Source organism: Mucilaginibacter aquaedulcis (assembly GCF_030409325.1).
GTDB lineage: Bacteria > Bacteroidota > Bacteroidia > Sphingobacteriales > Sphingobacteriaceae > Mucilaginibacter > Mucilaginibacter aquaedulcis.
The window spans coordinates 1,450,029-1,464,236 of sequence record NZ_JAUFPR010000002.1 but is presented as its reverse complement, the minus strand read 5'-3'; the positions used below and the strand labels follow the sequence as shown (position 1 = coordinate 1,464,236).

The 14,208-nt window shown below is 43.7% G+C and carries 12 protein-coding genes and 1 pseudogene; 6 read left to right on the top strand and 7 right to left on the bottom strand.

Annotated elements, in window-relative coordinates:
- Positions 1–2 precede the first annotated feature (2 nt).
- The 5 genes from QWZ01_RS10480 to QWZ01_RS10460 form a co-directional block, all read right to left on the bottom strand.
- A complete protein-coding gene (locus tag QWZ01_RS10480) occupies positions 3–3,098 on the bottom strand; it encodes a SusC/RagA family TonB-linked outer membrane protein (RefSeq protein WP_290323267.1) in 3,096 nt (1,031 codons plus the stop codon).
- Positions 3,099–3,924: 826 nt separating this feature from the next.
- Positions 3,925–4,428, bottom strand: coding sequence for a hypothetical protein (locus QWZ01_RS10475; protein WP_290323266.1), 504 nt, complete (start codon positions 4,426–4,428; stop codon positions 3,925–3,927).
- An 87-nt stretch (positions 4,429–4,515) separates the two neighbouring features.
- A complete protein-coding gene (locus QWZ01_RS10470; protein ID WP_290323265.1) occupies positions 4,516–5,019 on the bottom strand; it encodes an SMI1/KNR4 family protein in 504 nt (167 codons plus the stop codon).
- Between the two features lie 2 nt (positions 5,020–5,021).
- Positions 5,022–5,477: a hypothetical protein gene (locus tag QWZ01_RS10465; protein ID WP_290323263.1), complete on the bottom strand. Its 456-nt coding sequence runs from the start codon at positions 5,475–5,477 to the stop codon at positions 5,022–5,024.
- Between the two features lie 35 nt (positions 5,478–5,512).
- Positions 5,513–6,289 carry a hypothetical protein gene (locus QWZ01_RS10460; protein ID WP_290323262.1) on the bottom strand — a complete coding sequence of 259 codons (777 nt, stop codon included), beginning with the start codon at positions 6,287–6,289 and terminating at the stop codon, positions 5,513–5,515.
- A gap of 97 nt (positions 6,290–6,386) precedes the next feature.
- Between QWZ01_RS10460 and QWZ01_RS10455 the strand changes: the two genes are divergently transcribed.
- The gene (locus tag QWZ01_RS10455; protein ID WP_290323261.1) at positions 6,387–6,965 is read left to right on the top strand and encodes a hypothetical protein; all 579 of its coding nucleotides are present in this window, start codon (positions 6,387–6,389) and stop codon (positions 6,963–6,965) included.
- A gap of 30 nt (positions 6,966–6,995) precedes the next feature.
- Here the strand turns inward: QWZ01_RS10455 and QWZ01_RS10450 are convergent, their stop codons facing one another.
- The gene (locus tag QWZ01_RS10450) at positions 6,996–7,277 is read right to left on the bottom strand and encodes a hypothetical protein (RefSeq protein WP_290323260.1); all 282 of its coding nucleotides are present in this window, start codon (positions 7,275–7,277) and stop codon (positions 6,996–6,998) included.
- A 71-nt stretch (positions 7,278–7,348) separates the two neighbouring features.
- Here QWZ01_RS10450 and QWZ01_RS10445 point away from each other — a divergent pair, with 71 nt between their 5' ends.
- From QWZ01_RS10445 to QWZ01_RS10425, 5 genes and pseudogenes are all read left to right on the top strand, one after another.
- Entirely contained in the window at positions 7,349–8,350 is a 1,002-nt protein-coding gene (locus QWZ01_RS10445; RefSeq protein ID WP_290323259.1) for a DUF8464 domain-containing protein, read from the top strand.
- A 212-nt stretch (positions 8,351–8,562) separates the two neighbouring features.
- A complete protein-coding gene (locus tag QWZ01_RS10440) occupies positions 8,563–8,952 on the top strand; it encodes a plasmid mobilization protein (protein ID WP_290323258.1) in 390 nt (129 codons plus the stop codon).
- On the top strand, positions 8,940–10,241 hold the full coding sequence (locus QWZ01_RS10435; protein WP_290323257.1) for a relaxase/mobilization nuclease domain-containing protein: 1,302 nt from the start codon (positions 8,940–8,942) through the stop codon (positions 10,239–10,241). The genes QWZ01_RS10440 and QWZ01_RS10435 overlap by 13 nt, the downstream gene beginning before the upstream one ends.
- 170 nt (positions 10,242–10,411) lie before the next feature.
- Positions 10,412–12,391: a conjugal transfer protein MobC gene (mobC, locus tag QWZ01_RS10430; RefSeq protein WP_290323256.1), complete on the top strand. Its 1,980-nt coding sequence runs from the start codon at positions 10,412–10,414 to the stop codon at positions 12,389–12,391.
- Between the two features lie 595 nt (positions 12,392–12,986).
- Positions 12,987–13,217, top strand: a pseudogene (locus QWZ01_RS10425) (alpha/beta hydrolase fold domain-containing protein); the annotation flags it as partial.
- A 390-nt stretch (positions 13,218–13,607) separates the two neighbouring features.
- Here QWZ01_RS10425 and QWZ01_RS10420 read toward each other — a convergent pair.
- The gene (locus QWZ01_RS10420; protein ID WP_290323255.1) at positions 13,608–14,126 is read right to left on the bottom strand and encodes a hypothetical protein; all 519 of its coding nucleotides are present in this window, start codon (positions 14,124–14,126) and stop codon (positions 13,608–13,610) included.
- Between the last annotated feature and the right edge of the window lie 82 nt (positions 14,127–14,208).

Sequence of the window (14,208 nt, the reverse complement as noted above, 5' to 3'; positions counted from 1 at the left end):
TCTTATTTAAAGGCGGTTTGTATGCCAATTGAAAATGTTCTTGGCACCGGATAAGCGTTTTCGTCCACCCCAATACCTTGCGTAGCATCCAGGCCCGACAGGCTGATTTCAGGATTCATACCTGAATAGCCGGTTATAATAAAAGCCTGCTGAACAGAACCATATACCCTCAGGCTTTTTAACAACAGCTTACTTTTTTTCAATTTAAAGGTGTATCCCAAGACAATGTTTTTCACGGTAAGATAAGTTCCGTTTTCAACCCACTGCGTATTTACTTCACGACCAATAGCAGTGGTATTGGTTTCCGTACGCGGATAAATACCAGAACCCGGAGCTTCTGCCGATCTCCAATGATCCAGGGCGGCAGCAAGAGGCAGCCTTGAACCATCCATATTGGTTTGATAAGCCCATTTAGCGGCATTCAGTATTTTACCACCGATTTGGCCTGTCATCGTAATGTTCAGATCAAAGTTTTTGTAGGTAAAGTTGTTGGTAAAACCAAAAGTAAAATCAGGTGTCGGATTACCAATGAAGGTACGGTCATTCACATCATCGATCTTACCGTCGCCGTTAATGTCCTTCATTTTCAGAGTGCCGATATCCGAAAACTGTGCGCCTGAGTTGTATTTGGGTGAGTTGGCTAAATCCGCCGCGTCTTTATACAATCCCTCATGAACAAAACCATAAAATTCGCCTAAGTGATGCCCAACCTGATTACGGAAATAATCGGAAGTAACGGTATTATTTCTGCGGATGAATCCTGGAGAAACCATTGATTTAATGATATTTCTATCAACAGATACATTCAGGTTTGAACTCCATTTTATTTTGCCAGTTGTATTCACCGTATTTAAGGTAAACTCATGTCCCCAGAATGCAAAAGCTCCAACATTGTAGTTGATCGTGGTAAAGCCAGACGCCCTTGGAAGAGGCCTGGCCTGTATCATGCCATCAGTTATTTTATGGTAATAATCATAAATAAAGCCGATGCGACCACGCAATAAACTCACGTCCACAGCTAGATCAAGCTGTTTGTTACGTTCCCAGGCGAGATTGGGGTTGCCTAATGTTCCAATGGTTTGGCCAGGAGCCGAAACCCCATTAAACACGTAATTATAATTACCTAACTGTGATATGGCAGTGTAGTTACCAATGTCATTATTACCGGTTATACCATAGCTGGCTCGTACTTTTAACAAGTCTATACTTTTGAGCTTTTCCATAAATGGCTCATCACTGATGATCCAACCTGCGGATACCGAGGGAAAATACCCATACTTACGATCTTCCCCAAACCTTGATGAGCCGTCACGGCGTATGGCGCCCTGTAACAGGTACTTTCCTTCGTAGTTATAATTTAAACGGCCGATAGCTGAAAGTAGTGAATACGCTGTTGTGAAGCTTCCTGTTGCGGTGGCTCCCGAACCGGCTGGATAACTTGTTGCCGCGCTTAAGTAGGTTATATTATCATCCGGAAAACCTGTCCCATTGAGCAAGGTGCTGACTTGATTGAACCTTTGAGCGGAATAACCTACCAACGCTTCAATGTTATGATCTTTAACAATCGTTTTATGATACTGCAGATTGGTTTCAGCTGTCCAGGAATAGTTATCTACCGAACTGGCTATACCAGTAGCTTGTGTTGTAATGATAGCAGACGGAGTAAACTGGTTGCGAGTTTCGGCACCTTTATCAACACCAGCATTCGTTTTGAAACTCAGCCCCGGTAAAAGCTCATAGTTAAAAAAGGCATTACCCAATATTCGGGTAGTAATATAGTCGTCCTTGTTTAACATCAACTGGGCGAGCGGGTTGATGTAAGAGACCATACCGTTAGAATAGGCATTTTTATAATAGCTACCATCCGGGTTATAAATGGGACGCAAAGGGCTCGCCTCAAAAAAACGCTCAAATAAACCGCCAACACCATCGGTGGCTAACCTGTTGTTATGATCTAAGCGGTAACTTGGCGCCAAATTAAAGCCGATCTTTAACTTACCATCAGTTAACGTCAGGTCTTGATTAATACGCAACGAAAATAATTTAGTACCAGAATTAACAATTACTCCATCTTGGGCTTGGTAGCCGGCTATTACGCTTGAAGTTGATCTTTCGTGCGCAGTTAGAATGGTCAAGTCATAGCGCTGTATAGGAGCCTCGCGGGTAAGCGCCTGAAACCAGTTGGTACCTGCACCATACTTGCTCGGATTGGCGTAGGTTGTATCTATAGGAGTTTTAACACCTTCATATCTTACCTGGTCCTGATACCTTTCGTTCATGAATGTTGCAAACTGATTTGCATTCATCATTTTAGGAACTTTGTTCATTGGGATGGCTTGTATGCCAAAATTACTGTTAAGGGTAATTTTTGAATCACCCGGTTTGGCATGTTTAGTAGTGATCAAAACTACACCGTTTGCCGCACGTGAACCATATAGGGCTGTCGATGCGGCGTCTTTCAATACAGTGAATGATTCAATCTCATCAGGATTGATATTGTTAATACTGCCTGTAATTGGTAAACCATCAATTACAAATAGAGGCTGATAACCTGAAGCAAGAGAGGCTGCCCCGCGTATACGGAAAGCCATACCCCGACCGGGTTGACCACTGGTTTGAGAAACCTGGACACCCGCTACTTTTCCCTGTAATTGTTGGGCAAACTGCCCGACAGGCATATCCTGCAGAGGCTCGGCGTTAATTTGTGTAATTGCTCCGGTAATCTCGCGGCTGCGTTGTTTACCGTAACTAACGTTAACTTCCTGAAGACCGGTTATAGTCATTTTTAGGTTAACGTCGACGATCTGGCGATCTCCGACAACTTCTTCTTTTGTTTTATAGCCCAATAGTCCGAATATCAAAATAGAAGGAGCATCTGCGTTGATAAAATATTCGCCATTAACATTCGTTGTGGCACCTATGCGGGTACCTTTAACTAATATAGCTACGCCTGGGAGGGGGGCATTGCTATCATCAACTACTCTTCCTCTAATTTTTCTCGCGCTCTGGCCTAATGCAACGTTTGTGGATAGGAGGGCAAAAATTAATAAATAGAATGATTTTTTTCTTAAAATAGCGTCGTTGCTTGTTTTGCACATGGTGTAAAGTTGTAAACAGATAATTCCGTCTGTCTAATCGATTGAGAATTGATAATTTAGGTTGAAAGGAGGAGCAGCTGCGTGACCTGACTAAGTTTGAAGGAAAGGTTATAGGGTGTTATGTTTTAGCATTATTAATATTATATTAAACAGATAAATAACTAAAAATGCAATATTAAATTTGCTATGTTAAAATAAACTTAGTTTGATGTTATTATTAAAAGTGATAACTGATATTATTATATGGATATTATAATGTTATTAAAGCTTGATTATACAGAGATAGGTGTCTATATTCATGTTATAACCTTCTCCTGCTATTCCCCTTTAGCTGTTGTTTGAATAAGCCCATTCTTCAAGTTAAGATACAGCTCACTCAAAAATTCGTCACATGTATTTCATTTACCCTGGTGTTGCTTCAGCTATAAATCCTTTATTTTTTAAAGTTTTATACGTAAGATAATTGCCGGATACCGCTCCGTGAAGAAGGCCATTCATCGCATTAATAGAGGCCCTACAGAGCGACTTTGCAGGCACAGCGAAGCTCCCGGTCAACTCATTCATCTGGCAGCTGAATTTGGTATTCAACCAGATAACTATTGTTTAAAACATAACTGCAAAAAAAGGTGTCAATTTCATCCGGAATACTCTGTTCACATTGAATCTGGAACTTAAATCGGAACCAAGTGATCAGTTTAAGTCAAATCTCCAGTTAACTTATTCTTTAAAGTTATTTGATATCCATTTTTAAATTGCCGTTTGAGAAAAGTGAGTTTAATTAATGACTAAGTTTAGACCTCTCTGAGTTTCTTTAATCAACTTATGATCAAAACGGATTAATACCTCTTTGGAGATAACTAATTCTGGCATTGACGAATGATGACAGACTGGCCTGTAAGTTTTTTAGCCAGGAGTATCCTGAAGGAAGATTTTTGTCTAAATTAGCTTCATATACAATGGGGTCGTTTATCCCTTCATCTGTATACACAAAGAGAAATATATCGCTTCCCCTATGTACGTCAATCACAAAAAACGGGCGTGTTATACTAAACCCATAATCCACTAACCACTCGCGGGCATCATTCTGCATTTCTTCCTGTGTGTCAGTTAGTCCGTAGTCTAAAACGTAGCAATCCTGGCCGGCAAGAAATAATAGTTCCCTTAAAGAAGTTGGGAATTGATTGCTATTGTTATAGGTAGTCTCTAAGTGGACAATCTCATCAATTGTTAACGGTTTAAGAGTGAAAAAACTAATTAGACCATTAGCCATCTCAACTGTTGACTTAATTACAGGATTATTGTTAAGAACGGTTTGATATTTTATTTCCATGAATTATAGTGAACTTTTTAAAAAGCAATTTTTTGAATTTGATCATCAATGAAACAAGTTATTTGAATTGCGTCTGATAAATCATCGTCAAAATGGATTTCTCCCTTCTTGAAGTCGTGCAGTTCTGGCATTGACAAATGATGACAAACTTGCCTTTAAATTTGTTAACCAGGAATATCCTGAAGGAAGATTTTTGTCTAAGTCAGCCTGCCATACTACGGGGTCATTTGTCCCCTCATCTAAATAGACAAAGAGAAAAATATCACTTCCCCTATGTACGTCAATCACAAAAAATGGTCGTGTGATACTAAAACCATAATCTACTAACCAGTCACGGGCATCGCTCTGCATTTCTTCCTGTGTGTCGGTTAATCCATAATCTAAGACATAGCAATTTTGGCCGGCAAGAAACAACAGTTCTCTTAAAGAAGGTGGGAATTGATTTCCATTGTTGTATATAGCCTCTAAGTTGACAATCTGATCAATTGTTAACGGTTTAAGAACGAAAGCACGAATTAAGCTATTAATCATCTGACCAGTTGGCTTAATAACAGGATTAGTTCTAAGTGCAGTTTGATATTTTATTTCCATAATTAATTTAGTTCAAGTAGGTTTCTAGCATCTACCATTTTATCAATAGCAGGATCCGCAATAAAGTTAATTTTAAGAATTTTTCCATCAAGCATTGCTTGATTTTGAAGGGCTTGCAAATAAAGTTTGCAGTTGTCACAAGCGTAAAGAATAGATTTTAAAGTGATTGTAAATTGATCTCCCCGGTTATAATGTTTTTCAAGAAAATTAAATATATATTTCATTTCCGTATCATTCTTGGCAGTCGTTCCTTCTTTGAAATTGGTTTTTAATGAGAAACTCTCAAATTTGACCCAACTTGATGGCTCCGTAATAATATGGGACATTTCGTCACTTGCCCCGCTAATAATAGTATTAAACTTAGCTTGGTTTCCCGAAATAAATATTTCCGATACTGAATCGACAATATCTTCATTAAGGCATATTTCTGTAACAGCAAATAATCTGTTACTTGCCAAGAATTCTTTTAATCCTTTTTTGCCCCCAGTCGTCGTTATGTCAAAGTAATTCTGAAGCTCATTGTATATCTCGGTAAGTCCATCGAGATCAATGTCTGAGGTATTAATATTCTCTGCAAATCGCGAAACGGTGTCCTCCCAGGGTAACTTTTTTGCTTCCACAAGAACCCTAAATGATCTTCGCTCAGATCGGCACTGAGGATTTTTTGAATATCCTCAGTAGTGAAAACATTGAAGCCGGTGGTTAAAGGGTTTTGTGCGTTTATGAGTAATTGAATACCTTCTGCCTTTGTATCAAGACTTATCGATGAACCGTAGGTATCCAAAAATAATAGTCTTGAATTATAAGACAATGCTTGTAAAATAGCTTTTATTTGAGGTGCATCGTAATAATAAGTGATGGCGTCTACCCTTCGCTGATTCGTAATAACATCAACTTTACTTGCCTTTGCAATTCCATTATTGTACAGCTTTAACCAGTTATTAACCCCGGCACCGTTATTCAGATATTGCCAGCCACGGGGTGAAAGATTGCCGAAACTGGTCCAGAATGCCAGTTTCTGTGCATCGGTAAACCGGTTAAATATGGTATAAATATTATTGGCTGCACCTCCTCCGTCCTTGATCTGTGCGGTAAGTCTGTTAAGGATGACCCGGCTCAACTGCGGAAGGGGGCGGTGGAGGATTTTTGCCGGTTCCCGGGTATTGGGATGGCGAAGGCGGCCACGCTCATAGCGGCACTGGAACTGGGCCGCAGGGCTTTCCCTCCCCAGGGCATGAAGTGTTTTTGTCAGCAAAAATAGCGCGGGCACAACCTGCCGTCAAGGGTTGATAAACCACGGCTCCGCCGCGGCCCCTGACAGCAGTCCGTGCCGCGCTGCAGGGCCTTAAAAACTTAATGCTTGTGTTATGGAAAAGTTTGAATTATCCCTGCGGTCCCAACCCATTATCGATGCCTATATGGCGGAGCACCATCTGATGCCTTATGAGCAGGCTATTTTTACAGAGATTGCGGAAGCAATTGCCGCCGGTGATACCGATAAATTAGGATGGTTTTCCGGCTTCGGCGATTGCTTCCGTGCGGTGACAATGAATTTAAATCAACACCGCCGGGCGCTGGAGTTTGGCTTTACGGAAATCGCTTTTACAAAATATGGTTGGTTCGCCTCCCCTGAATTCCTGGACCGGGAAACTATTAAACTGGAACAAAGTGAAATCCGGATAGGTCGCGGTCCAAACGGTATCTGGGCGTATGCCCTGAGCTGTAGCTATGGCACGGCAGGTAGCAGCGGACCCTTAGGTGTTTTCTGCACAAAATATCCCCACCGTGATGCAGCCTTATCCGCTGCGCTGGCGGATATGAAAACACAGATGACCAAGTATCTGGGTAATTCAGATACCATGAATTACAAACAGGATGTATTACTTAAAACGTTGAAAGCGATTGCTGCGCTGCAGGTTGCTCAGGTGCAATTCAGCCTGTTTTAAAAGGATGGCGGGTATGCACCCGCTTTCCTTTTACTTGCCGGTCAGCTGCTTCATTTTGTCGCTCAGTTCTTTTAGTCCTGCCTTGCTCAGGCATTCATCGGCGAACTCTTTGAGCTTTGTTACACTGTCAGCCGGTACCAGGTTTAGTAGTTGCTGGCTTTCGGCGTTCGGATGGGTGCCCGCTTCGATCACACTGTTCAATAGCAATATGGCCTTTCGATCCATTTTGACCTCAATCTTCACCACTTCATTCATTCCCGGGCTGCATAATAAAGTTTCGTAGACCGTCCCTAACACATTTGTCGTTGCCATAAGCATTTGTTTTTATTGTTAACTGATAGTTCAAAGATCGGTTATTGCATGGGAACGATCCTCATTAAGATATGGGGAGGATCGTTGATTGTCGTTTACCCGCTTTACATTTGATTTCAGAATGGAAAGCGATGAGTGAGATGAAATTGAAGGATGACGAATTTTCCCTGTCAAAGATCAGGGGGATGGATCTGGCCGGCTTTATAGAGCAGTTGGGTTTTCCGGTAGCTGCGCGGAAGAAAAATGATACCGACTATTGGTACCGTTCGCCATTGCGGGAGGAGCGCACGGCGAGTTTTCATGTGAACAGGGTAAGCAACGAATGGTTCGATTTCGGGCTGATGGCCGGCGGAAATCCGGTGGACTTTTGCCTGCGGTTCTTCGATTGCGGCATCGGTGAGCTGCTGGCTAAATTTGATGCTTCTTTTTCCCCTCACCGGCTGCCGGTTTTCGACCGTAAACTGCAGGAGGGGCAGGCCGGGTTGGATAGCAAGTTAACGGTGAAAGAAGTGCGTTCGCTGTATGCTTACCCGCTCAAAAATTACCTGCACGAACGGTCGATACCGGTGATCGTTGCGGACCATTTTTGCAAAGAGATTTCCTATGAAATTAACGGACGTTCTTACTACGGTATCGGCTTTCAGAATGACGCGGGCGGCTGGGAGATCCGCAACAGAAATTTTAAGCAAAGCAGTGCGCCGAAGGACATTACCTGCCTGGGTTCCGGCGCCGCTTCGGTGCATGTTTTCGAGGGTTTTATGGATTTTCTTTCTTACCGGGCTTTGCACCCTTATGAAGACCAGTGTACGGTGGATTTTGTCGTGCTCAATGGTGCAGGTTTCTTCGACAGGGCGCTGCCATTTTTAGAGGCACATTCCAGTGTTCACCTTTGGCTGGACCGGGACGTGACGGGACTGGCGTATACTAAATATGCCTTGTCCTTAGGTAGCCGGTTTGTCGATGAAAGCGGGCTTTATGAGAAATTTAAAGATTTGAATGATTGGCTGCGGCAGAAGGGCGAAGTCAAAAAGCCGGGTTTGAGGCTGGGCGGAGGCTTGAGGAGCACAGGCTAGGTTTGGCCTGTTTTGGTTGTTGTCTTGGCTGTCGAGAGACGGCCGGGAGATTGCCAGTTTGCAATCGGCAAGATGTACAATTGTTTAACAACAATTGCATCTTGCCGCCCCTCTCCGAAGTCGGGGGCGGTTGGGACTGCTGGTTTTGGTTAGCGTTGGATGTATGTTTGATGATGGTTTTTGATAGTTTGAGTTTGGTGCGGAGAATAGTGATGGAGAAAAAAGACAAAGGCAGGAAGCGGATTGTCGGCCTGAGGCTGACGGCCGGTGAATACGGCGAGCTGGAGAAAAACTGGAAACGTTCGACCATACGGAAATTGAGCGAGTATGTGCGCCGGTTGCTGTTTGGTCAATCATTTACCGTGTTTACGCGCGACCAGTCGAAGGATGAGCTGCTTGCAGAAATGGCTCTGCTGCGCCGTGAACTGAATGCGATCGGTGTGAATTTTAACCAGGCGGTTCACCGTTTAAATATGCTTGATCATTCCCCGCAGATGCGGGAATGGGTACGCCGTTTTGAACATGATAAAGAGCGGTATTTTGTGGCGGTGGAAAGTATTCAGGCACGCTTAAAAATGATGAGTTCGGCATGGTTGCGGTGATCCATCAGTCGACCAGCCTGCGCAATATTCTGAACTACAATGAGCAGAAAGTTAAAGCAGGTTTAGCTGTTTGTTTAGAGGCTGGCTTTTACCCGGTGGATGCGGCTGATCTGAACTTTAACCAGAAGCTTCGGCGGTTGGAAATGTTGACGGAATTGAACCAGCGGACGAAGTATAACAGTGTTCATATTTCGCTTAATTTCGACCCCTCTGAAAAGCTGCCTGATGATGTGTTAAGGGAGATCGCAGAGGTGTATCTGGACAAGCTCGGCTTTGTCGGTCAGCCTTATTTATTATATCGTCATGAGGACGCAGGGCACCCGCATTTACATATGGTCACCACAAATATCCAGCCGGACGGCAAGGCGATACACCTGCATAATCTGGGCAAAAGAAAATCGGAACCGGCCCGTAAGGAACTTGAAATCAGGTATGGTTTAATGAAAGCGGAAGAAAGCAAATTACAACGGACAGAAAAATTAAAGCCCGTCAACGCTGCACGGGTACTTTATGGTAAATCAGAGACCAAACGGGCAATATATAACGTATTGCAAACCGTATTGCCGCTTTATAAATATGCCTCACTGGCTGAGTTGAATGCGCTGCTACGGCAATATAACATTGTCGCTGACCGGGGTGAAAAAAACTCACGGATCTTCAGGCATAGCGGTTTGGTATACCGGGTGCTCGATGAACAGGGTAATAAGGTAGGGGTGCCCATTAAGGCAAGCTTATTTTTCAAAGACACGACGCTGAAATTTTTGGAGGGGAAGTTTGAAGAAAACAAAGTAGCCAAAGAGGATCCGAAAGCAAAGCTGCGGTTAAAAAATGCGATCGACCTTTACTTCCTGGGCCGTAATAAAAGCCTGGAAGGTTTGGTGGGGGCTTTGAAAAGGCAGGGCGTGGATACGATTATACGACGAAATGAAGAAGGTTTAATATATGGGATTACCTATGTTGATCACCAGAGCAAATGCGTTTTTAATGGCAGCAATTTAGGAAAAGCTTACAGCGCCAATGCCATTAGGGAACGCTGTCTGAACATAGCGGCAAGTGAGGGAAAAAAACAAAACGGCGAAGTGGAAAATGCGGCGCGTGACGGCCACGCGATTGGGGTAAAAGAGCGTGATTTTTCTGAAAACTGGAGTAGTCATGAGCAGCATACTAGCTTAGATATGCCTGGATTGGCTGAAGTACTTTTGGAAGCGGACGGAAGGCAGCGAGCCATGGATTGGGAATTCAAGCGCAAACGAAAGAAAAGAAAGCGCATGCGGCTGTCAACGGGTTAATCTTTCAGAGAATTTTTAAGGTTTTTGTTGTCCATTTTCTCCGCGTGGAGCGGATGGTTGGCCATCGCTGTGCCCAAATTTTCAGGTTGGGTGCGGCTGATTTTGTGTAAGGGTTTGAGTGTGGATGATTAGATAAAGTTCCGAGGCATATCGGGATTGGGAGGGATGTAATGCAAACTGGGGAAAACGATCAGGCGATGCGCAAGATCCTGGATATGACCAGACTGATGAGCATAGCGGTATTGCTGTTGCATTTTTATGAGGTGTGTTACGGGGCGTTCGCCGGCTGGCATTGGGTATCGGCGCTGACCGACCGTTTGCTGGCCAATATCGTCCGGACGGGTCTGTTCAGCAGCTTTTTAAAACCGAAGCTGATCGCGCTGGCATTTCTCGCCATCGCGCTGATCGGTGTGCAGGGGAAGAAGGATGAAAAGCAGACCGCGAAATCTGCTTTCATATACTTACTTACCGGTCTCTTTTTTTTCCTCATCAGTTACCTATTTTTATGGCTGCCGCTGAAAATGGGAAGCGTCGCGATTCTGTATATGGGCGTGACCGGTCTGGGGTATCTGCTGATGCTCAGTGGGGGCACGATGATCTCCCGCATCATCCGGGACAAACTATCAGGTGACATTTTTAACCGGGATCAGGAGACCTTCCCGCAGGAAGAACGCTTGCTGGAAAACGAATTCTCCGTGAACCTGCCGGTGAAGTATATTTTGAAGGGTAAAGAACGTCACGGCTGGATTAACTTTATTAATTTGTTCCGGGCACTGCTGGTGCTGGGCAGCCCGGGATCTGGTAAGAGCTACTTCATCATCAGGCACGTGATTACCCAGCATATCCGCAAGGGTTTCGCCATGTTCGTCTACGATTTCAAGATGCCGGACCTGGCGGTGATCGCCTATAATACCTGGCTGAAGTATAAGGATAGCTATGAAGTCGCACCTCAATTCTTCTCGATCAATTTCGATGACCTTTCGCGCAGCAGCCGCTGTAATCCGCTGGATCCATCGGCTATGCTTGACCTTACGGATGCGGTAGAGTCGGCACGGACGATCCTGCTGGGCCTTAACCGGGAGTGGATCAAAAAGCAGGGTGATTTCTTCGTGGAATCCCCGATCAACTTTTTAACAGCGATCATCTGGTACCTGCGGAAGTATAAAGGTGGCGAGTTCTGTACGCTGCCGCATGTGATCGAGCTGATGCAGGCAGACTATGACAGCCTGTTCACGCTATTGAGTACACAGAAGGAGATCGATGTGCTGATCAATCCATTTATCAGCGCCTATAAGCGGGATGCGGTGGAGCAATTGGAGGGGCAAATCGCTTCGGCCAAAATCACGATGGCGCGCATTGCCTCGCCGCAATTATATTATGTGCTGTCAGGCAATGAGTTTACACTGGACATCAATGATCCGGCAGCGCCGAAGATCATTTGCATGGGGAACAACCCGCAAAAGATACAGATTTATGGCGCGGTATTGTCGCTGTTTACTAACCGGCTTTTGAAGATCATCAACCAGAAAAATAAGTTAAAATGCAGCCTCATATTTGACGAATTTCCAACGCTGACAACGGACATTATCCCCACGATCTCAACCGGTAGGTCCAATTTAATTTCAACCTGCCTGGGCATCCAGGATGCCAGCCAGCTGCGCAAGGACTATGGCCGTGAGCAGGCAGATGTGATCATGAACATTACAGGCAACATGGCAGTCGGCCAGGTATCGGGGGATACCGCTAAATCGGTATCCGAAAAGATAGGCCGGATCATGCAGGACAGGGAAAGTCTTTCCATCAACCGCAGCGACACATCGATCAGCCGTTCCAAACAATTGGAGGCCGCCGTGCCACCGTCGCGCATCTCAGCGCTAAGTTCAGGTGAATTTGTCGGAATGGTAGCCGATAATCCGGACTGCAAAATCGAGCTGAAAGCTTTTCACTGCGAGATCATCAACGACCATGCAGCGTTGAAAAAAGAGATCGATGCTTACGTACCGCTGCCTGAGCTTAGGAAGATAAATAATGCCATTGTGGAGCGAAATTATTTACAGATCAGGCAGGATATCCGGGATATTATCAATTTGGAAATGGAACGGCTACTTAGCGATCCGGCGTTAATGCATTTGGTGATCAAAAAGAGTTAAGGAGATAAGAACATTTTAAAAAAATAGCGATAATAATTGGTGAAATTAAACACTTGTTGACCTGGCACGGTCTATAAAAGATCATGCTGATACTTAACTTATTTATTCAAATTTAAGTGATATCCTATTCCCTGTATATAAATGTTAATGTCGGTTTGAATCAGTGATGAGGATCACGAGTTGATCCGGAAAACTTTCGGTTTGGCCCTTGACAAGACTTGTAAATCTTGGGTTATGAAGATTTAAACTTTGGGATTTGAAGCAGCTCAATTGATTTTAATACCCGGGCTTTCAGTAATTAATGCTATTCATTACTATTCGCACTTGCAACAATGCGCTGATCCGCTACCGGGTTTAATCCGATCTGAACCCTTCTAAAGTTCAAACTGTCGGAGTTTTCCACCGGCAGTCGCAGGCTGTTCTTTCCTAACAGCGTTCCAAAAATTTGAAATCCCTGATCTTTAAGCGCAATCTTATCTGACAATGCCGCAAAGGTATGTCTATCTATTACTTTATTTTTGAAAGTTAATGGTCAAAGACAGGAGAGGGCCGACCATTCGTTTTCAACTGTTGTTATGGCCGGTTAACGGATGCTGACTTTAACACCCCATCATATAATCAATATGTAGAAAAGCGGTTTTTGACTAAGCGTGTAATGGAATATTACTGGAACAGTTATATCCTTAACCCGGCTGACCGGAAAAATAAGTATGCGTCGCCATTGCAAGCCACACATGCTGAACTTTCGGGGCTTCCCCGGCTTTCGCGCGAATACGCCGATACCGGTTATAGGGCATTCGCGCGCAATTTGACTTATTTTAAATGATTTTAATTTCACCATTCTTGGCGTTTCTGCTGATAAATTACCGGCAAAAAAAGATTGGTTAAAAGCTATCCATGATGATCATTTGCCTTGGGCTCAAGTAGCGGATTTGACCAAGGGTTTCAAAAATGATGCAATGATCTTATACGATATTAAAAATATTTCGCAAAATGTTTTAATATCACCTCAGGGAAAAATTATCAAAAAGAATCTTCGTGCCGCAAATTTCATCAATGAACTTAAAAGACTGTTAAATTAGATTTTAACGGATAGACGGTCGTAGTATCATGTTTCATTATACCTGGTCGCAGATGAATACTTTGGTATGCTATTAAATTCAATTATCCCCGCACCAAGTTAATTACTGGTACGGGGATAAGTAGGATCCAAAATCTAATTAGTCACGAATGTATTTATATTAGATACCTTCCCATCCAGGCCGTTGTGCGCGTGGTAGGTAACTTTTACGTACGCATCTTCATATGACTGTTCAAAAGTATCCAGCTCGTATAGATCAAAACTGTGGATATCCTGCTTAATGAGTATCTCCACCCAATCATCGCTTTTGCTACCATCCGGACTATCATAAAGCTGAATAGTACGACCTGCCGTCACTCCCTGCAAAGCCATTGACCTGGCTTCGTCATTCGGGCCTTCCATCAAAATAAATTTCACGGCGATTTTAGTAAAGATGCTGCTGCCATAAGAATTTGCGTCTTTATAATTAATATTAAAAGCCATGTTGTCCGCATTCAGTTCGTGTCTTAACACCTCATCCTGCGTACAATTATTGCCTTCATACATAATGATTGCGTTGCCCGTATGATCTCCGCCGTTCGGGATAAAGTGCCCATAGGCAGTCGGCCCACCACCGCCAGGAGGGCTGCACGGGTCACATGGTTGAAGATTCATCGTCTGAACTTGGGCATGTGAAGAGAGACTCAGAAACATTGCGCAGATTGAAATGAATAAAAATGATATGGATTTCATTTTA

Coding starts and splice junctions, on each gene's coding strand:
- QWZ01_RS10480 (WP_290323267.1), bottom strand. CDS start 3,098: ATGTGCAAAACAAGCAACGACGCTATTTTAAGAAAAAAATCATTCTAT.
- QWZ01_RS10475 (WP_290323266.1), bottom strand. CDS start 4,428: ATGGAAATAAAATATCAAACCGTTCTTAACAATAATCCTGTAATTAAG.
- QWZ01_RS10470 (WP_290323265.1), bottom strand. CDS start 5,019: ATGGAAATAAAATATCAAACTGCACTTAGAACTAATCCTGTTATTAAG.
- QWZ01_RS10455 (WP_290323261.1), top strand. CDS start 6,387: ATGGAAAAGTTTGAATTATCCCTGCGGTCCCAACCCATTATCGATGCC.
- QWZ01_RS10450 (WP_290323260.1), bottom strand. CDS start 7,277: ATGGCAACGACAAATGTGTTAGGGACGGTCTACGAAACTTTATTATGC.
- QWZ01_RS10445 (WP_290323259.1), top strand. CDS start 7,349: ATGGGGAGGATCGTTGATTGTCGTTTACCCGCTTTACATTTGATTTCA.
- QWZ01_RS10440 (WP_290323258.1), top strand. CDS start 8,563: ATGGAGAAAAAAGACAAAGGCAGGAAGCGGATTGTCGGCCTGAGGCTG.
- QWZ01_RS10435 (WP_290323257.1), top strand. CDS start 8,940: ATGGTTGCGGTGATCCATCAGTCGACCAGCCTGCGCAATATTCTGAAC.
- mobC (WP_290323256.1), top strand. CDS start 10,412: ATGCAAACTGGGGAAAACGATCAGGCGATGCGCAAGATCCTGGATATG.
- QWZ01_RS10420 (WP_290323255.1), bottom strand. CDS start 14,126: ATGAATCTTCAACCATGTGACCCGTGCAGCCCTCCTGGCGGTGGTGGG.